This is a genomic window from Rhizobium ruizarguesonis, assembly GCF_017357285.1.
GTDB classification, from domain to species: domain Bacteria; phylum Pseudomonadota; class Alphaproteobacteria; order Rhizobiales; family Rhizobiaceae; genus Rhizobium; species Rhizobium ruizarguesonis.
The window spans coordinates 4,333,124-4,352,944 of sequence record NZ_CP071678.1; the positions used below are offsets into that span (position 1 = coordinate 4,333,124).

Consider the following 19,821-nt stretch of genomic DNA (forward strand, 5'->3'; position numbering starts at 1 on the left):
GGTGGGAGGAGAAAATGGTAGAAAAGCGCGTTCAGCCACTTGCCCGCGATGCAATGGCTTATGTTCTGGCGGGCGGCAGGGGAAGTCGTCTCAAGGAACTCACCGACCGGCGTGCCAAGCCGGCCGTTTATTTCGGCGGCAAGGCCCGCATCATCGATTTCGCCCTGTCGAACGCCCTGAATTCCGGCATCCGCCGCATCGGCGTCGCCACGCAATACAAGGCGCATTCGCTGATCCGCCACATGCAGCGCGGCTGGAACTTCTTCCGCCCCGAGCGCAACGAGAGCTTCGATATTCTGCCCGCCAGCCAGCGCGTCTCCGAGACGCAATGGTATGAAGGCACGGCCGACGCCGTCTATCAGAACATCGACATCATCCAGGATTACGGCGTCGAATACATGGTCATTCTTGCCGGCGACCACGTCTACAAGATGGACTATGAATGGATGCTGCAGCAGCACGTCGATTCCGGCGCCGACGTCACCATCGGCTGCCTGGAAGTGCCGCGCATGGAAGCGGTCGGCTTCGGCGTCATGCATGTCAACGACAAGGACGAGATCATCGCCTTCGTCGAGAAGCCGGCCGACCCGCCGCCCATTCCCGACAAGCCGGATTTCGCCCTCGCCTCGATGGGCATCTACGTCTTCCACACCAAGTTCCTGCTCGATGCGCTGCGCCGCGACGCCGCCGACCCGACCTCGAGCCGCGACTTCGGCAAGGACATCATCCCCTATATCGTCAAGAACGGTAAGGCGGTCGCCCACCGCTTCGCCAAGTCCTGCGTCCGTTCGGATTTCGAGCACGAGCCCTACTGGCGCGACGTCGGCACGATCGACGCCTATTGGCAGGCCAATATCGACCTGACGGCGATCGTTCCGGAGCTCGACATCTACGACAAGTCCTGGCCGATCTGGACCTATGCCGAGATCACCCCGCCGGCGAAATTCGTCCATGACGACGAGGATCGCCGCGGCTCGGCCACCTCCTCCGTTGTGTCAGGCGACTGCATCATCTCGGGCGCCATGCTCAACAACAGCCTGCTCTTCACCGGTGTCAGGGCGAACTCCTTCTCCAAGATGGAAGGAGCGGTCATTCTGCCAAACGTGAAGATCGGACGGCGCGCGCAGCTCAAGAATGTGGTGATCGACCATGGTGTCGTCATTCCGGAAGGCCTGGTTGTCGGCGAGGATGCCGAGCTCGATGCCAAGCGCTTCCGGCGGACGGAAAGCGGCATCTGCCTGATCACGCAACCGATGATCGACAAGCTGGATATCTGACTTATGAAAGTTCTTTCGGTTTCGTCCGAAGTCTTCCCTTTGATCAAGACAGGGGGTCTGGCCGATGTGTCCGGCGCCCTGCCGATTGCTCTGAAAGCCTTCGGGGTCGAGACCAAGACCCTTCTGCCCGGCTATCCCGCCGTCATGAAGGTCATTCGCGACCCCGTCGTCAGGCTCGAATTCCCCGACCTGCTCGGTGAGCGGGCGACCGTGCTCGAGGTCCAGCACGAGGGCCTCGATCTGCTTATCCTCGATGCGCCGGCCTATTACGACAGGCCAGGCGGCCCCTATCTCGATCCGCTCGGCAAGGACTATCCGGACAATTGGCGCCGGTTCGCTGCCCTGTCGCTCGCCGCCTCCGAGATCGCCGCCGGCCTGCTGCCCGGCTGGCGGCCCGATCTCGTCCATACCCACGACTGGCAGGCGGCACTGACGTCGGTCTATATGCGCTATAATCCGACGCCGGAACTGCCGAGCGTGCTGACCATCCACAACATCGCCTTCCAGGGCCAGTTCGGTTCAGAGATCTTTCCCGGCCTGCGCCTGCCCGCCCATGCCTTCGCCACCGAAAGCATCGAATATTACGGCACTGTCGGCTTCCTCAAGGGCGGGCTTAAGACTGCCCATGCGATCACGACAGTCAGCCCCACCTATGCCGATGAGATCCTGACGTCGGAATTCGGCATGGGGCTCGAAGGCGTCATCGCCAGCCGCATCGACGATCTGCACGGCATCGTCAACGGCATCGACACCGATATCTGGAACCCGGCGACCGATCCTGTCGTCCACACCCATTACGGCTCGACGACGCTGAAAAACCGCGAGGAGAACCGTCGCTCGATCGCCGAATTCTTCGGTCTCGACAATGACGACGCCCCGATCTTCTGCGTCATCAGCCGTCTCACCTGGCAGAAGGGCATGGATATCGTCGCCAACATCGCCGACGAGATCGTCGCCATGGGCGGCAAGCTCGTCGTGCTCGGCTCCGGCGAAGCCGCACTGGAAGGCGCGCTGCTCGCCTCCGCCAGCCGCCACCCCGGTCGCATCGGCGTCTCGATCGGCTATAACGAGCCGATGTCGCACCTGATGCAGGCCGGCTGCGACGCGATCATCATCCCCTCGCGCTTCGAACCCTGCGGCCTGACCCAGCTTTACGGCCTGCGTTACGGCTGCGTTCCGATCGTCGCCCGCACCGGCGGGCTCAATGACACGGTGATCGACGCCAATCATGCCGCACTTGCGGCGAAAGTGGCAACCGGCATACAATTTGCCCCCGTGACAGAAACGGGCATGCTACAGGCAATCCGCCGTGCGATGCATTTTTACCAGGACCGAAAACTCTGGACCCAATTGCAAAAGCAGGGCATGAAATCGGATGTCTCCTGGGAGAAGAGCGCCGAACGCTACGCTGCCCTCTATTCAAGCCTCGTCTCGAAAGGCATGTGACCTAAAATGATCAAGTCCGTCCCCACCACGCCCTATCTGGACCAGAAACCCGGCACGTCGGGCCTGCGCAAGAAGGTTCCGGTCTTCCAGCAGCCGAACTATGCGGAGAACTTCATCCAGTCGATCTTCGATTCGCTGGAAGGCTATCAGGGCAAGTGCCTGGTCATCGGCGGCGACGGACGCTACTACAATCGCGAGGTCATCCAGAAGGCAGTCAAGATGGCCGCGGCCAATGGCTTCGGCAAGGTCATGGTCGGCAAAGGCGGTATCCTCTCGACGCCGGCCGCCTCCCACATCATCCGCAAGTATAAGGCTTTCGGCGGCATCATCCTCTCCGCCAGCCACAATCCCGGCGGCCCGACCGAAGACTTCGGCATCAAGTACAACATCAACAATGGCGGCCCGGCGCCGGAAAAGATCACCGACGCGATCTATGCGCGCTCCAAGACGATCGACAGCTATAAGATCGCCGATTTCGCCGACGTCAATCTCGACCGCATCGGCAAAGACGAGCTTCCCGGCGGCACGATCCTCTCGGTCATCGACCCGGTCGAGGACTATGCCGCGCTGATGGAAGAACTGTTCGATTTCGGCGCCATTCGCAACCTGATCAGCCTCGGCTTCCGCATTGCCTTCGATGGGATGAGCGCCGTCACCGGCCCCTATGCCAAGGAAATCTTCGAAAATCGTCTTGGCGCTCCCTCGGGCTCGGTGCGCAACTTCATGCCGCTGCCGGATTTCGGCGGCCATCATCCGGACCCGAACCCGGTTCACTGCAAGGAACTCTTCGATGAGATGATGGGCGATGACGCGCCCGATTTCGGCGCCGCCTCCGACGGCGACGGCGACCGCAACCTGATCATCGGCCGGGGCATCTTCGTCACACCTTCCGATAGCCTGGCGATCCTTGCCGCCAACGCCAATCTCGCCCCCGGCTATTCCGGCGGCCTCGCCGGCATCGCCCGCTCGATGCCGACATCGGGTGCTGCCGACCGCGTCGCCGAAAAGCGCGGCATCGGCATGTATGAAACGCCGACCGGCTGGAAGTTCTTTGGCAACCTGCTCGACGCCGGCATGGCGACGATCTGCGGCGAGGAAAGCTCCGGCACAGGTTCCAGTCACGTCCGCGAAAAGGATGGCCTCTGGGCCGTGCTGCTATGGCTGAATATTCTTGCCGTGCGCGGCGAGAGCGTCGCCGATATCGTCACCCAGCACTGGCAGACCTACGGCCGCAACTATTATTCGCGACATGATTACGAAGGCCTCGACACCGATGCGGCGAACGGCCTGGTGGACAATCTTCGCAGCCAGCTGCCCACCCTGCCCGGCAAGAGCTTCGGCAGCCTGAAGGTCGAGAAGGCCGACGACTTCGCCTATCACGATCCGATCGACAAATCGGTGAGCGAACATCAGGGTATCCGCGTGCTCTTCGAGGGCGGCTCCCGCGTCGTCTTCCGTCTGTCCGGCACCGGCACGTCTGGCGCAACCTTGCGCGTCTATATCGAGCGCTACGAGCCGGATTCGACTCGCCACAACATCGAAACGCAGGAAGCGCTCGCCGATCTGATCGCGGCCGCCGAAAGCATTGCCAGCATTCGTGAACGCACGGGACGCGATGCGCCAACCGTGATCACCTGATCCGGGGGAAACATGCAGGGAAGCAGTTCGGCGCAAGCCGGCGCGATCGTCTTCGAGACCGGCGTCGAATTTGCCGTGTGGTCGCATCATGCCGCACAGATCGAACTCTGCCTCTTCGAGGATGACGGCAACAGGGAATTCGCCCGCCTGCCGATGGCGCGCGACAGCAACTACATTCATCGTCTCTTTGTCGACGGACTGAAGGAGGGCGCGCGCTACGGCTATCGCGCCGATGGTATCTACGCGCCCGACAACGGCCTCTGGTTCGATCCCTCCAAACTGCTGATCGATCCCTACGCCAAGGAGATCGACCGGCCGTTCCGCTACGATCCCCGTCTCGGCATCTATGGCGAAGACAGCCAGGATCTGATGCCGAAGGCGATTGTCACCACCGATACCCCAGCTGCGATCAGCAAGCCGCTCTTCAAACCGGGTGGCTTTATCTATGAGGTGGCGGTACGGCCCTTCACCATTCTCCATCCCGACGTGCCGCAGGCAGAGCGCGGCACGGTCGCAGCGCTTGCCCATCCCTCCGTCGTCGCGCATCTGAAGCGCATCGGCGTCGATGCCGTCGAACTGATGCCGATCACTGCCTGGATCGACGAACGCCACCTGCCGCCGCTCGGCCTCACCAACGGCTGGGGCTACAATCCCGTCGCCTTCATGGCGCTCGATCCGCGGCTCGTCCCTGGCGGCATGACGGAGCTGCGCGAGACGGTCGCGGGCCTCCATGCCGAAGGCATCGCCGTCATCCTCGACCTCGTCTTCAACCATACCGGCGAGAGCGACCGTTATGGCGCGACGCTGTCGCTGCGCGGCCTCGACAACCTGCATTATTATCGCCACGCCCAGAATTGGCCGGGCGAACTCGTCAACGACACAGGCACCGGCAATACGCTCGCCTGCGATCATCCTGAGGTCCGCCGCCTCGTCATCGACAGCCTGCGCCATTTCGTGCTCAATGCCGGCGTCGACGGTTTTCGTTTTGATCTCGCCCCGGTTCTCGGCCGCACCGCGACAGGCTTCGAGCGCGACGGGGGAACACTGGCCGCGATCCTGGCCGACGATGTGCTTGCCGACCGCATCATGATCGCCGAGCCCTGGGATATCGGCCCGGGCGGTTACCAGCTCGGCAATTTCCCGCCGCCCTTCCTTGAATGGAACGACCGGGTTCGCGACGATCTGCGCTGCTACTGGCGCGGCGACGATTGGAAGACCGGCGCGCTGGCAACCGCACTCGCCGGCTCCTCCGATATCTTCTCCCGCAACGACGGCAAGGAAACGCGCAGCGTCAATTTCCTCGCCGCCCATGACGGCTTCACGCTGATTGATCTCGTCTCCTATGCCGGAAAGCATAACGACGCCAACGGCGAACACAATCGCGACGGCCATAACGAGAACCACTCCTGGAACAACGGCGTCGAGGGGGAAACCGTCTATCCGACGATCCGCAAGCGTCGCCGAGAGGATGTGATGGCGCTGATATCAACCCTCTTTGCCACCCGCGGCAGCATCATGCTGACGGCCGGCGACGAGGGCGGCCGCAGTCAGCATGGCAACAACAACGCCTATTGCCAGGACAACGAGATCACCTGGCTGGACTGGAAGGCGTTAGACGAGGGTCTCATCGCCCATACCGCCTTCGTTGCGGGGTTGCGTCGCCGCTTCACCGTCCTTTCCGAAATGGGCTTCCTGGCGGGAAATGGTGATGTCGAATGGATTTCGCTTTCCGGTGAGCCGATGACCGTTACCGAATGGGAGACGCCGTCGCTGTCCACCCTCGGCATGTTACTATCGACCGGCGACCGCTCCGCACGCGGCAGGCAGACCCGGCTTGGCGTGCTTTTCAACCGGTCGAAGAGCCGCCAATTTTTCACGCTTCCGTGTGAGGGCGAACCGGGTTGGCGCCAGTTGACGCCGGATGGAGCAACGAAAACCACTGGCCACGCAACCGTCGAGCCGCGCTCGATCGCCTTTTTCGTAGAAAATTGACCACCTCCCCGCGCTTGCGCAAATCCTTGTCGCAATCGTCACAAATGCACGATAAGGCTTTGCCGCGGCGGCTTGTTTCACGAGGAATTCATGGTCACGGAAATTTCACTCTCCGACGTGCGGGGATTGATCGGCATGGAAACGGGCCTTTCGGATTGGGTCACCGTCGACCAGACGATGATCGACGCCTTCGCGGCGGCGACTGACGACCATCAGTTCATTCATGTCGACCCCGAGCGTGCGGCAGCCGAGAGCCCCTTCGGCGGCACCATCGCGCACGGCTTCCTGACACTGTCTCTGCTGTCGACGATGAACTACAATTGCCTGCCGAAAGTGCGCGAACAGACCCTGGGTATCAACTACGGATTCGAACGTGTCCGCTTCATGACGCCGGTGAAAAGCGGCGCCCGCGTCCGCGGCCGCTTCCTGCTTTCCGAAGCCCGCTTCCGCGGCGCCGGCATGCTGATGACCACCTATGACGTTACGATCGAGATCGAAAACGAGAAGAAGCCGGCACTGACGGCAAAATGGATCACCATCATCCAATTCGACCCGAAGGACCGTCCCGCGGACATCTGAGCAAAATCGCTTTGTTATTCGGCCGAATTGAACACGGCTTCGAGAGCATGTCCGTCGGGATCCATGACGAACGCCGCATAATAGTGCTCACCGTAATGAGACCGCAGGCCGGGACGGCCATTGTCGCTGCCGCCATGCGCGATTGCCACCGCATAGAACCGATCGACCGCCTGGCGGCTCGGCGCGGCAAACGCCAAGTGAAAACCCGGGCCGGGCGCACGCTGGCCGTCCGGGCGATGCTTGATCGCCAGCTTGTCCCCGCCGCCGGGAAGGCCGTAGCCGACTGCCTGCCCTGTTTGCCCTGGCCTGATATCGTCCCAGACCCTGATATAACCGAGCGCGGCAAAGGCGGCATCGTAAAATACCGCCGACCGCTCGATATCGGAAACACCGAGGGAGACATGGTGCAGCATTCGCTTACCCCTTGAATGAGCGCACGCCCGCGATTTGCTGAGACTCAGTGCCCAGCGTCTTCAGCCGCCTCGTTCAGCAGCCCGAAGACATAATCCGAAAACGACCGCCAGCACTCCACCCGGAACGTGTCTTCTTCCGTACGGAAAAGCACGATTTCCGCCTTGCCGAAGACCGTGCGCGATGCGGCGCCGACCGGAAAGGAAGAAAGCGACAGATCCTGTGGGCAGCCGCCCGAAAGCGTCGCCTCGGCACCCGGTCCCGAAACGATGATCGCGACATTGCGGTGGGAAACGTCGGTCGCCGAATGCAGCGTACCGGCGGCGGAAAGTGCAGCCATCAGACCGGCGCCGGCCTCATCGATCACCAGCCACTCGTCCGGGCCAATCCAGAGCGCCGATCGGGCGCCGGCCCGGCCGGATGTCTTCGGAGCATCCGGCAGCGTCAGGCCGAGAGCAGAAGAAAGTGCCGAGAGCGATTCCGCCGGCGCGCGTAGCGCCACCCGGCTGGCCGTGGGTGCGGTCGTCAACCGCACCGCTGCGGAGCCGCCGAGACGTCCGGCCAGCGCCGGTTTACGAATTGCGACATCAGCCATGGATGCGGCCCCCTTCCTTGTCAAAGAATACCAGATCCGTCACTTCGACGGCGATCGTCCGGTCCGGCATCGGCACATAGAGCGTTTCGCCCATCCGCGCCCGGCCGCCGGCGACGAGCGCGAAGGCAATCGACCTGCCGCAATTGTCCGACCAATAGGCTGATGTGACGTGGCCGAGCATGGTCATCGGCTTCGGCTCGTTCGGGCTCGCGACGATCTGCGCGCCTTCTTCGAGCACCAGCTTCGGGTCCTTGGTGACGAGGCCGACGAGCTGCTTGCGCCCGTCCTTGACGAGATCCGGCCGCTTCAACCCGCGAATGCCGACGAAATCCGTCTTTTTCTTCGAAACCGCCCAGGAAAGTCCGGCGTCATCGGGGGTCACGGTCCCATCCGTATCCTGTCCGACGATGATGTAACCCTTCTCGGCGCGAAGAACGTGCATGGTCTCCGTGCCATAGACGCAGGCACCGAGCGGTTCGGCATTGGCCCAGACCGCTTCGAGCACCGACTGGCCGTAATCGGCCGGCACATTGATTTCGAAGCCGGTTTCGCCGGTGAAAGAGACGCGGAAGAGCCGCGCCGGCACGCCGCAAACCGTGCACTCGGCAACGCTCATATGCGGGAAAGCCTCGTTCGAAAGATCGAGCCCTTCAACCAGCGGCGCGACGATCTCGCGCGCCTTCGGTCCCTGCACGGCGATGACAGCCCATTGTTCGGTCACCGAGGTCAGCCATACCTTCAGATGCGGGAATTCCGTCTGCAGGTAATCTTCCATGTGATGGAGAACACGCGGCGCGCCGCCGGTGGTCGTCGTCACATGGAAACGGTCGTCCGCCAGGCGTCCGACAACGCCGTCGTCATAAACGAAACCGTCCTCGCGGGTCATGATACCGTAGCGGGCCTTGCCGGGCTTCAGCGTGTCCCAGGCATTGGTGTAGACGAGGTTGAGGAATTCCGCCGCATCCGGCCCCACCACCTCGATCTTGCCGAGCGTCGAGGCGTCGAAGATACCGGCCGCCTCGCGTGCCGTCCGGCATTCGCGAGCCACCGCCTGATGCATGGTCTCGCCGGCCTGCGGATAGAACCAGGCACGCTTCCAGTTGCCGACATCCTCGAAGACCGCGCCATGGGCTTCTTCCCAGGCGTGCAGCGGCGTCTTGCGCGTCGGATCGAACAGCTCTCCGCGCGAATGGCCGATCAGCGTACCGTAGGTGACCGGCGTATAGGGCGCACGGAAGGTGGTGAGTCCGACCTGCGGGATTTCCTTGCCGAGCATTTCGGCGGCAATCGCCAGGCCATGCATGTTGGACAGTTTGCCCTGGTCCGAGGCCATGCCGTTGGTCGTGAAGCGCTTGATATGCTCGATCGAATGCATGCCCTCGCGCACGGCAAGGCGGATATCCTTGGCGCAGACGTCATGCTGGAAATCGATGAAGGCCTTGGCGTTGGTCTTCGGTCCGGCGCCTTCGGCGGCACCAATCATGCCGCCCGTCCAGTCATAGGCCTGTTCGGCCGAAATTGCGATCTTCTCGCCGCTGCTTCTGCCGGTGGCCTGCGCCATCAGTTCGCCGGCGGCAAGCGATTCCTCGATCGTCCGCTGCAGGTCGTCGGTGCCGTTACAGGCGCCGACGGAGAGGCAGTCCTGCGCATAGGAGCCGGGCAGGAAACGCTGGCTTTCGGCATCGAAGGCCACTTTGCCGCGCGACTGCGAGAACAGATGGACGGACGGTGTCCAGCCGGCCGAAACCAAGAGCGCATCGACCGCGATCTTGCGCGGCGAACCGCCGCCGTTGCGCGCCACCGTCATCGACGAGATGCGCAGCCGTCCCGAGGTGTTGACGACCGACTGGCCGGCCAGAACATCGATGCCGAGCGCCCGCGCCTCCTCCAGCACCGCCGCTCCCGGCGTCTGCCTGCAATCGACGATGGCGGCGATCGAAACACCGGATCGTTTCAGATCGAAAGCCGCCTCATAGGCCGAATCATGCGCCGTGTAGATGCCGACTTTGGCCCCGACAGCAACGCCGTAATGATTGAGATACATCCGCCCCGCCGAGGCGAGCATGATGCCCGGCCGGTCATTGTTCGGAAATACCATGTGCCGTTCGATCGCGCCGGTGGCAAGGATCACCCGCTTCGCCCGGACCTGCCAAAGCCGCTCACGCGGCAGATCGCGGGTAGGCTTGGCGATATGATCGGTGACGCGCTCGGCAAGACCGACGAAATTGTGGTTGTAGTAACCGAAGGCGGTCGTGCGGGTGAGCACTTCGACATTATCCATCGCCTTCAGCCGCGCCACGGCCTTCTGTGCCCAGCTATTGCCGTCCTGTCCGTCGATCCTCACGCCGGCATCGTAGCGCAATGCCCCGCCCGCTTCCGCCTGCTCGTCGCAAAGGATCACGCGGGCGCCGGTCTCGGCCGCAGCCAGCGCCGCCGAAAGCCCGGCAACACCGGCGCCGACCACCAGCACGTCGCAATGGGCATAGCGGCTGGCATAATGGTCTGGATCCTCCTCCGTCGGTGCGACGCCGAGGCCGGCGGCACGACGGATGAGCGGTTCGTAGACGTGTTTCCAGGCGGCGCGCGGCCACATGAAGGTCTTGTAGTAGAAACCAGCGGCAAAGAACGGCGACATCAGATTGTTGACCGCACCGACGTCGAAGGCAAGCGAGGGCCAGCGGTTTTGCGAGCTGACGATCATGCCGTCGAAGACTTCCTGCACGGTGGCGCGCACGTTCGGCTGCTTGCGCGCCGTATCGCGGGAAACGTCGATCAGCGCGTTCGGCTCTTCGGCCCCTGCCGACAGAATACCGCGGGCCCGGTGATATTTGAACGAACGGCCGATGAGATGCACGCCGTTGGCGATCAGCGCCGAGGCGACGGTATCACCTTCGAGCGCCGTATAACTCTTGCCGTCGAAGCTGAAGCGCGCGGTCCTGGCCGGTGTCAGGCGCCCCTTGCCGGCGATACGGTTCACGCCGCTCATTGCGCCTCTCCTTCCACGGCTTCATATGTCTCGACAGGCCCATGCTGCTTGGCCGCCGCACCGATCTCAGGCTTTGGCTCCCCCGCCTTGTAGGTCATGATGAACTTGTCGGTCACCGTATCGCGTGCCGCGTTGAAGAAGCGCCCGCAGCCGTGAATATGCCGCCAGCGCTCGAAGATCAGCCCCTTCGGATTGTCGCGGATAAAGAAATAAGACTCGAATTCCTCGTCCGAAATCGAGGCGATATCGGCGGGCCGCGCGATATGCGCGTCACCTGCGCCACGGAATTCGAGCTCGGAGCGCTCTTCCTGACAGTAGGGGCAATAGATCAGCAGCATGTGTTACCCGTCTTAGAGTTCCGACCCGGAAACATTGGTTCCGGGAGGTTGATTGCAGAGACGCTTTCCCATCGTCACATAGGGAATGAGGCGCTTGAGAAGCTGTTCGAAATTGTCGTAGGGCTCCAGTACGTCGGTCATGCCGATATTCGCAAAAGCCATCATGGTAATATCATTGTCGATCGCGAAAGCACGTCCCGGCGTTCCGCCGGCCTCAGGCACGAAATAGACGGCTGGCTTGCGCAGGATCATTGCGCAAAGCAGCGTGCCGCTCTCGGCAACGAAGGGCCATTCGCTTTCGCCGGCAGCCTTGTGGATCTTCTGCAGGCGGAAATCTCCGACGCCGGGAAAGACGTCACCGGCCGGCATGGCCGCGCCGCTGATCCCGATCGTCAGGAGAGCCTCCGTCAACATCAGTGCGCCACCGCCGCCGCCGCCGCCTCGTCGATCAGCCGGCCGCTGCGGAAGCGCTCCAGCGTCAGCCCGGCATTGAATTTGTGCGGCTCATCGCGGGCAATCAGATGCGCAAAGAGATTGGCCGAACCCGGCGTCGCCTTGAAGCCGCCGGTGCCCCAGCCGCAATTGACGTAGAGCCCGGGAACCGGCGTCTTCGACTGGATCGCCGAACGATCCGGCGTATTGTCGACGATGCCGCCCCATTGCCGCATCATCTTGACGCGCCGGAACATCGGGAAGAGCTCGCAGATGGCGTCGAGCGTGTGCGTGATGATCTGCAGCCCGCCGGTCTGGGAATAGGAATTGTACTGGTCGGTGCCGGCGCCGATGACGAGCTCTCCCTTGTCGGACTGGGAGATATAGGCATGCACCGTGTTCGACATGACGACGCAGGGAAAGATCGGCTTCAGCGGTTCGGAAACCAGCGCCTGCAGCGGGCTCGATTGCAGCGGCACGCGCACGCCAGCCATCTGCATGACAGTGGTAGTATGGCCGGCCGCCGACACCGCCACCTTCCTGGCGCCGATGAAGCCACGCGAGGTCTCGACCCCGGTCACCCGTCCATCGGGGCCGCGCCGGATACCGGTCACTTCGCAATTCTGAATGATGTGCACGCCGCGGTCTGACGCCGCCCGTGCATAACCCCAGGCAACCGCATCGTGCCGCGCCGTGCCGCCGCGCCGCTGCAGGGCCGCCCCGTTGATCGGGTAGCGCGCGCTGGCTGAGATATCGAGCGGCGGACAATAGGCCTTCGCCTGTTCCGGTGTCAGCCATTCATTGTCGATACCATAGAGCCGGTTGGCATGGATATGCCGCTTGAAGGACTGCTGGTCGTGAATATTGTGCGAGAGCATCATCACGCCACGCGGCGAATACATCACATTGTAGTTGAGCTCCTGGGACAGCCCCTCCCAGAGCTTCATCGAATGCTCGTAGATGTGCATGCTCTCTTCGTAGAGATAGTTCGAGCGGATGATGGTCGTGTTGCGCCCGGTATTGCCGCCGCCGAGCCAGCCCTTCTCGATCACCGCGACATTGGTGATGCCGTGCTCCTTGGCGAGATAGTAGGCAGCACCCAGGCCGTGGCCGCCGGCGCCGATGATGACGACGTCGTATTCGGCACGCGGCTCCGGTGACGTCCACTGCTTCTCCCAGCCCTTGTGGCCGCGAAGGGCCTCCCGTGCCACGGCAAAAACCGAATATTTCCGCATCCGCCTTCTTCTCCTTCGGGAAAGGGCTTGTTCTCCGCGCTCATACAAATCGCAAATCCAAATGCGGCACAACGGTTCTTTTGCGACGCGCGAGAGCTTTGGTTTCGACACGCTGAAGAGAATGCCGCTTCAGGCGAATGACGCCGGCGACGGCATTTGCGCTTAACCGCTGACCCTGGGTCCTAACCCAACAGGGTTAGAAGACAAGCAATTGCTAAAATGTTAACAATCACATGTTGTGGGGTATGTGTATCATGTGGGGTTGGCGCTCAGTATCAGTCGCGACGCTTTGCATCGCGTTAAGCAGCGCATGGCCGGCACCCGCCGCCGAGCCGGTCGGCCAGGCTGTCGTCATCAAGACAGAGGTGACGGGACAGAGCGGTCCTATCGAGGTCGACACCAGCGTTCATCGCAACGAGCGCATCAAGACATCGCAATCGGGGCTTGGCCAGTTCCTGTTTCGTGACGGCACAAAGCTCGCGGTCGGCTGGGGTTCGTCGGTCGTCATCGACAAATATGTCTTCGATGATTCCCAATCGGTCAAGAAACTGACCATCAGGGCGGCAAAGGGTACGTTCCGCTGGGTCAGCGGCAGTTCCAACTCCTCGGCCTACCAGATCCTGACGCCGGCCGGCACGATCGGCGTACGCGGCACCGCTTTCGATTTCTACGTCGGCCCTGACGGCACGACCGCCGTCGTGCTGCTGAATGGTGCTGCCCGTTTCTGCGGTCCGGGCGGCTGCCGGCAGTTGCAGCAGCGCTGCGATTGCGTGGTGGCCAAGCCGAACGGCAATATGTCGGCGGCGCGCCGGGTCGATCCGAGCATCTTCGAGACGCTCGGAAATGAGCGCGCCCTGCCCTTCCTCTCCGGCAATCAGCGGCTTGCGGGCGGCATAGGCATGCTCGGCGGCTGCAATATGGCCTCCGTCGCGCCGGAAAGAAAGGACAGAAAACGGCCCCCGCCTCCGGCTTCGCCCGTGCCGCAGAGGCAGGATCCGCCGCAGAAACAGGCCGAGCCGCAGAAGGAGCGGCCGACCAAGCCTGACACGCCGCATCACGACAAACCGGATAAACCCGACAAGCATGATGGCCGTGGCCGGCATGAACATCACGATCAGCACGATGATCACGACTATCACGATCAAGGGCATCATCGAGATCGTGACCGCGATCACGATAAAGATCGCGATCGTGATGGGGACGGGAACCACGACAGGGGCCGGAATTTCAATCGCAACCGCTGATGCCGTCAATCGGCGACGCTCTTCTCGAAACCATCATGCACCTCGCGGAAGTGATCGCTTCTGCCGGATATCCGCTGGTAGAATTCCGCCAGCCCGCCGATCACCTGCGCCGCCCTGAGCTTTGCCGTGCCGATAAGCTTGCGCGTATTTTTCGAATGCGAATGCAGCGCCTGTGTCAGCTGCTCATGAACCACCGCAAGCGCGGCGAACTCGGCGGAGGTTGCGACGCGCTCGTCGCCGACGACGGCGAGGATCTGCGTTCGGCTGCTTTTCCCCTTGAGCGGAATGGCGCCGGCCTCGATCAGCGCCATTCCCTGCGCCGATCTCGCCGTGCTGTCTGATATCAGAATATCGAAACCGACCTCTTTGCAGCATGATTCCAGCCGCGCCGCAATGTTGACGGCATCGCCGACCGCCGAATAGTTGAAGCGCGTCTTGGCGCCCATATTGCCGACGCAGGCAAGGCCGGTATGGATGCCGATGCCGATCCCGACCTCTTGTCCGGATCCGAAGCCGAAAGCGTCGCCGGCGTTCAGTTCGGCCAGCGTTTCGCGCATGGCAAGCGCTGCGCGAACGGCCTTGGTTTCATGGTCCGCCACATCGACGGGTGCATTCCAGAACGCCATGATCGAATCGCCGATGAACTTGTCGAGCGTGCCTTCATTGGCCACCACATGGCGGCTCAGCGCATCGAGCAACGTATTCAGGAACGCGACCACGGCAGTCGGCGCCAGCCGCTCGCTGATCTCGGTGAAGCTCCTGACATCGACGAACATGACCGTCAGCTCGCGGTCGTCTCCGCCGAGGCGCAACGCGTCGCGGGAATGCTCGATGCGATGGAGCAGCGACGGGGAAAGATAATGCCCGAAGGCGCGCCGCACCTCGCGCCGCTCTCTGTCGATCACCAGGATCCGGAACGAGGTCGAGGCGAAATGGGTGATCGATCCGCTGATGATCGGAGCCAGCGGATCGAGGAGAAGCCCCGCATAAAGAAACGAGAGCCAGGACGCCACCAGTGCCATGGCCGTAATCAGCAGGCCGCAGGCCAGAGCGACGGCGGGACTGACGAAGGTCGTCACCCCGACGAGCAGGCATCCGAGCACGGCGATCATCAGGATTTCCAGCCCGTCCGCCCAGTCGGGCCGCGAGAGAAAGCGGCCGGAGAGGATCTGCTCGACGGCCTGCGCATGCAGCGAAACGCCGGGAACGTTCTCGCCGAGCGCGGTGACGCGGATGTCCTGCAGGCCGGCCGCCGACGTCCCGACGAAGACGATGCTGCCGTCGATGGCGGCGGCGACATCTGGAGAGACCCCTTCGGCCGCAAGCACCTGCCGGGCGGATATATAACGCTCCGCCCGGTCGGGGGTGACATAGAGCCAGAGCTCGCCCGCCGCCGTCAGCGGCACGACGAAATCCCCGATCTTTACCGATGTCATGATGCCGGCCCGATCGGGCGCGCCTGATAAAACATATGTGGAAGCCCCCTGTGCGACACGCAGCGCCTCGATCGCGAGATTCGGATAGAGCTGCTCGCCGTCGGTCAGGAACAGGGGGACCGCCCGTACCACCGGCGAGGGATTGCCGGGATTGAGGCTGATGTGGCCGAGCCCCGCCGCGTTGGTCTCCAATTGCGGCCGCAGCGGCGTCGAGGCACCGAGATAGGGTGGAGCCGAAACGGGGCTTTCGCCTGTAAAGGCAAAGCCCGCCTTCACCGGCGGCCGGTAGTGGCCTTCATTGGAAAGGCCGAAGCCGAGCACGACGGGTTTTTCGACAATCGATCGAGCGAATATCTCGTCGTTGTCGGGCAGTTTCTCGGCAAGCGCAGGGTCTATCCCCGCGACGTCGCGGACAACATTGCGCGGTGACAGCCGGTCCGGCTCGGCGAAAAGAATATCGAAGGCGATGGCCGATGCGCCCATCTCCGACAGCCGGTTCACCAGCAAGGCCATCCGGTCGCGCGGCCAGGGCCATTGGCCGAATTCGTGCAACGAGGTCTCGTCGATGTCGATCACGCGCACCGGCATCGGCTCGAAGGTTCTGGGAACCAGCCGCTGATACTCGTCAAAGGTCACGCCGCGGATCAACTTGAAGATCCCGGGATCACTTGCTCGAAGGATCGTCAGCGCAGTCACGATCGCCAGGCCGAGAACGACACCGATTTGCTGCGCACGCGTCATGATCTCACCGGGTGTCCCCTCCCACGGCCGGCAGGGCGACCCGCACCTGCCGGCAGACAAGCTACGCCGCTTTCCTCCCAAACGCCATTCGCAGATGCATCCCGGGGGCGCGCTCTTTTCAGCCTCCCGCATTTCGCTTTCCGGCGAACTGCAGGGAACCGTCTTCAATACGGCCACGCCTCCAGTTTTCGCCGGGCTTGCCTGGATGAAAAGGCTTCAACCTTGCCCGGCGCGCGGTGAAATGCTCTTGTAACGATCGAAAATCGGATGCTCTTTCGAGAGAAGGATGAAGGTCGCCGTGATTTCCGAATCCGCCGCACGCCGAAGCGGCTACTGGCTGATTGTCGTCGTGCTGGCAATGCTCGCCGGGCTGCCGCTTGCCGTCTGGCTTGATATCAGCGATCTCTCGGGCAATACCCTGCGGCGCCAGGCCCGCGACATGAGCTCGCTGATATCGAGCATCCGCTCCTATTATTCCACGAATGTCGTGGGACGCGTTCTGGCCGCCCATGCCAGCGGCGCGACCGAGGGCACGGTGGTGTCCCACAACTATGCGAATATTCCAGGCGCCATCCCGCTGCCGGCCACGCTTTCCCTGGAGCTCGGCGACGTCATCAAGGAGCAGCAGGCCAATATCACCTACCGTTTCGTCTCCGACCTGCCGTTCAAGAGCCGCGCATCCCACGAGCTCGACGACTTCGAGAAAAAAGCGCTCGCTGCGTTGCGCGCCAATCCGCAGCAGACCCTGAACGATCTCACCCGCGTCGGATTGACCGATACCTTGCGGTTCATCACCCCCGTCGTCATGGGCCAAGCCTGTGTTGCCTGCCACAATACCCACCCCGAAAGCCCGAAGACCGATTGGAAGGTGGGCGATGTTCGCGGCATTCAGGAAGTCATCATCCGGCAGCCCTACGCGAGCAACGTCTTCGCCTTCAAATACCTGCTCTGCTATTTTCTTTTCGTCGCCGTCATCGGCATCAGCTTCATTGTGCTCCAGCGACAGCAGACGCGCGCAATCCATAGCGCCAACCAGGATCTGGAAGCGGCGAACGAATTCCTCGCCAGCGTTTCGATGAAGATTTCGCGCTATCTCTCGCCGCAGATCTACAAGAGCATCTTCTCCGGGCAGAAGGACGTCGTCGTCCATACCGAGCGCAAGCGCCTGACGATCTTCTTCTCCGACATCAAGGACTTCACGGCGACGACCGAGCGCCTGCAACCGGAAGCCCTGACGGAGATGCTCAACGAATATCTGACCGAGATGTCGAACATTGCCCTGGAGCATGGCGGCACGGTGGACAAATTCATCGGCGACGCGATGCTGGTCTTCTTCGGTGATCCCGAAACCAAGGGCCCGGAAGAGGATGCGAAAGCATGTCTGCGCATGGCCGTCGACATGCAGCGCCGTCTCGGCGAACTCAAGGACAGATGGCGCAGAAACGGCACCGAAGAGCCTTTCGTCGTCCGCATGGGGGTAAACAGCGGCTATTGCAATGTCGGCAATTTCGGCAGCAACGACCGCATGGACTATACGATCATCGGGGCGGAGGCCAATCTCGCAGCCCGGCTGCAATCGATCGCGCAAGGAGGAGAGATCGTCATCAGCTACGAAACCTACGCGCTGGTGAACGAAATCGTCGACGCCCATCCCCTGCCGCCGATCACCATGAAGGGCATACAGCGCGAGATCGTGCCCTATGCGGTGGATGGGTTGACGCTCGGTGCGGACCACAAAAGCCGCGTTCTCAGCGAGCACCTCTCGGGCCTTGACCTGCATTTGGATATGAGCCGGCTGGAGCCTGCCGATCGCCTCCGGGTCAGGACGGCTCTCAAGGAGGCGATCGCCGCGCTGGACGAAACCCTGCCCGAAACCGCCGGATCGTGACCGGATATCGGGCAAGCATGATTTTTCCGTGCGCCTCCCATATCCATCTGGACTTCCCGTGCCCAATCTGCTATCCCGCATCACCAATCGCAAGGCTGCGGCCGCGCGAACGTTATTGTTTTGCCTCTGGCCGCTGCGCCGCCTCCGGCATCAACCAACCAAAGGAACGTGATTCTCGTGCAGGTACTTGTCCGCGATAACAATGTTGATCAGGCTCTCCGCGCTCTCAAGAAGAAGATGCAGCGCGAAGGCATTTTCCGCGAAATGAAGATGCGCGACTACTACGAGAAGCCGTCGCAGAAGCGCGCTCGCGAAAAGGCCGAGGCTGTTCGTCGCGTTCGCAAGCTGGCCCGCAAGCGCGCCCAGCGCGAAGGTGTGGTCGCACGCTGAGCGTTTCCGTCGTTTTTTCGACGTTTTCAGATGCATTGTGGCGGGGGCGATGGGTTCGCCGCCGCTTTTTTAGTTTGCCGCTGAAGATCGCATATCCGCGCACCGGGTATGCCGCATGGGGAAAGCGAGCCCGAATGGCTGTCAACACCTTCAATCCGTCCCGCGCTTTGCGCTTGCAGAAAACGGCGTTCCTGACCGCTTTGGCGCTGGCGGCAATGTTCGGCCTCGCCGGCTGCGACACGACCAATACCTCGGATGCCGTGATCCGCATCGATAAGGCGCAGGGCTCGGAAGAAAATATCGCTTCGCTGACGGCGGTTATCAACGCCAATCCGCGGGATCCGGAAGGTTACAACGTCCGTGGTTCCGCCTATGGCCGCGCCGGCCAGTTCCGCCCGGCGCTGAACGATTTCAACACGGCGCTGCAGATCAATCCGCGGTTTTTCCAGGCTTACGCCAACCGCGCCCTCGTCTATCGCAATATGGGCCAGCAAGCCCAGGCGATTGCCGACTACAATGCCGCTCTGCAGATCAATCCGAGCTACGACGTCGCCTATATCGGCCGCGGCAATGTCTATCGCATGGCCGGCCAGGACGACCAGGCCTTCAACGATTTCGACAAGGCGATCCAGCTCGGCACCACCGATGGCCGCGCCTATCACAATCGTGGCCTGATCTATCAGAAGCGTAATCAGCAGGATAAGGCGATCGACGATTTCTCGAAAGCGATCTCACTCGCGCCGAATTCGCCCGAGCCCTATAATGGCCGCGGCATTTCCTATATCGCGTTGAACGACGACGACAACGCCTTTGCCGATTTCAACCATGCGATCGAGCTCAACGGCAACATTGCCGAATCCTGGGCCAACCAGGCGCTCGTCTACGAACGCCGCGGCGACAAGGCAAAGGCCGCCCGCTCCTATCGCCACGCGATCGGCCTCGACCCCAAATACCAGCCGGCTCGCGACGGCCTTGCCCGCGTCGGCGTGGCCCCAGCCGGCTAAAGACATAATTGGGCGGCCCGGAGCATCGGGCGACCCGCAACCACCACTTGCCGGTCGCACCACCCATCGGACACCGGCAAAGGCCCTGATGATTCGAACGAATCTTCCGGCTCTGGATATCATGGAGGTGATATCGTGCCACGCCAGGCGGTGGAAGCGACGTGGCGCAAGGGCGGCCGCATCGCCATT

16 protein-coding genes are annotated in these 19,821 nt (G+C 62.3%); 9 read left to right on the forward strand and 7 right to left on the reverse strand.

Annotated features, from left to right (window positions below):
- The first annotated feature begins 14 nt into the window (after nt 1–14).
- From glgC to J3P73_RS21300, 5 genes are all read left to right on the forward strand, one after another.
- Entirely contained in the window at nt 15–1,277 is a 1,263-nt protein-coding gene (gene glgC / locus J3P73_RS21280) for a glucose-1-phosphate adenylyltransferase (protein ID WP_018072787.1), read from the forward strand.
- Nucleotides 1,278–1,280: 3 nt separating this feature from the next.
- Complete coding sequence (glgA, locus tag J3P73_RS21285; protein ID WP_130675759.1) at nt 1,281–2,723, forward strand: glycogen synthase GlgA; 1,443 nt, start codon at nt 1,281–1,283, stop codon at nt 2,721–2,723.
- A gap of 6 nt (nt 2,724–2,729) precedes the next feature.
- Nucleotides 2,730–4,361 carry an alpha-D-glucose phosphate-specific phosphoglucomutase gene (locus J3P73_RS21290; protein WP_018072785.1) on the forward strand — a complete coding sequence of 544 codons (1,632 nt, stop codon included), beginning with the start codon at nt 2,730–2,732 and terminating at the stop codon, nt 4,359–4,361.
- Nucleotides 4,362–4,373: 12 nt separating this feature from the next.
- A complete protein-coding gene (glgX, locus tag J3P73_RS21295; protein ID WP_130692730.1) occupies nt 4,374–6,353 on the forward strand; it encodes a glycogen debranching protein GlgX in 1,980 nt (659 codons plus the stop codon).
- 90 nt (nt 6,354–6,443) lie between these two features.
- The gene (locus J3P73_RS21300) at nt 6,444–6,932 is read left to right on the forward strand and encodes a MaoC family dehydratase (protein WP_130675761.1); all 489 of its coding nucleotides are present in this window, start codon (nt 6,444–6,446) and stop codon (nt 6,930–6,932) included.
- 14 nt (nt 6,933–6,946) lie between these two features.
- Here the strand turns inward: J3P73_RS21300 and J3P73_RS21305 are convergent, their stop codons facing one another.
- Genes J3P73_RS21305 through J3P73_RS21330 form a run of 6 tightly spaced genes read right to left on the reverse strand, consistent with a single transcriptional unit; the run spans nt 6,947 to nt 12,929 of the window.
- Nucleotides 6,947–7,345, reverse strand: coding sequence for a VOC family protein (locus J3P73_RS21305; protein ID WP_130692732.1), 399 nt, complete (start codon nt 7,343–7,345; stop codon nt 6,947–6,949).
- A 44-nt stretch (nt 7,346–7,389) separates the two neighbouring features.
- Complete coding sequence (locus J3P73_RS21310) at nt 7,390–7,938, reverse strand: sarcosine oxidase subunit gamma (protein WP_012758987.1); 549 nt, start codon at nt 7,936–7,938, stop codon at nt 7,390–7,392.
- Nucleotides 7,931–10,924 (reverse strand): sarcosine oxidase subunit alpha, encoded by a 2,994-nt coding sequence (locus tag J3P73_RS21315; RefSeq protein WP_130675763.1) that lies wholly within the window; start codon nt 10,922–10,924, stop codon nt 7,931–7,933. Before J3P73_RS21315 ends, J3P73_RS21310 begins: the two co-directional genes overlap by 8 nt.
- Nucleotides 10,921–11,262, reverse strand: a complete 342-nt coding sequence (locus J3P73_RS21320; protein WP_128405920.1) for a sarcosine oxidase subunit delta — start codon at nt 11,260–11,262, stop codon at nt 10,921–10,923. The genes J3P73_RS21315 and J3P73_RS21320 overlap by 4 nt, the downstream gene beginning before the upstream one ends.
- Nucleotides 11,263–11,274: 12 nt before the next feature.
- Nucleotides 11,275–11,676 (reverse strand): hypothetical protein, encoded by a 402-nt coding sequence (locus J3P73_RS21325; protein WP_130692734.1) that lies wholly within the window; start codon nt 11,674–11,676, stop codon nt 11,275–11,277.
- Entirely contained in the window at nt 11,676–12,929 is a 1,254-nt protein-coding gene (locus J3P73_RS21330) for a sarcosine oxidase subunit beta family protein (protein ID WP_018497539.1), read from the reverse strand. The genes J3P73_RS21325 and J3P73_RS21330 overlap by 1 nt, the downstream gene beginning before the upstream one ends.
- Before the next feature lie 254 nt (nt 12,930–13,183).
- Between J3P73_RS21330 and J3P73_RS21335 the strand changes: the two genes are divergently transcribed.
- On the forward strand, nt 13,184–14,173 hold the full coding sequence (locus J3P73_RS21335) for a FecR family protein (protein ID WP_130675765.1): 990 nt from the start codon (nt 13,184–13,186) through the stop codon (nt 14,171–14,173).
- A 5-nt stretch (nt 14,174–14,178) separates the two neighbouring features.
- Here J3P73_RS21335 and J3P73_RS21340 read toward each other — a convergent pair whose 3' ends face one another.
- Nucleotides 14,179–16,350, reverse strand: coding sequence for a CHASE2 domain-containing protein (locus tag J3P73_RS21340; RefSeq protein ID WP_130692736.1), 2,172 nt, complete (start codon nt 16,348–16,350; stop codon nt 14,179–14,181).
- A 286-nt stretch (nt 16,351–16,636) separates the two neighbouring features.
- Here J3P73_RS21340 and J3P73_RS21345 point away from each other — a divergent pair, with 286 nt between their 5' ends.
- The 3 genes from J3P73_RS21345 (at nt 16,637) to J3P73_RS21355 (ending at nt 19,632) form a co-directional block, all read left to right on the forward strand.
- The gene (locus J3P73_RS21345) at nt 16,637–18,238 is read left to right on the forward strand and encodes an adenylate/guanylate cyclase domain-containing protein (protein WP_130675767.1); all 1,602 of its coding nucleotides are present in this window, start codon (nt 16,637–16,639) and stop codon (nt 18,236–18,238) included.
- Nucleotides 18,239–18,415: 177 nt separating this feature from the next.
- Nucleotides 18,416–18,628 carry a 30S ribosomal protein S21 gene (gene rpsU, locus J3P73_RS21350; protein WP_018072771.1) on the forward strand — a complete coding sequence of 71 codons (213 nt, stop codon included), beginning with the start codon at nt 18,416–18,418 and terminating at the stop codon, nt 18,626–18,628.
- A gap of 134 nt (nt 18,629–18,762) precedes the next feature.
- Nucleotides 18,763–19,632: a tetratricopeptide repeat protein gene (locus J3P73_RS21355; protein WP_018072770.1), complete on the forward strand. Its 870-nt coding sequence runs from the start codon at nt 18,763–18,765 to the stop codon at nt 19,630–19,632.
- Nucleotides 19,633–19,821 lie beyond the last annotated feature (189 nt).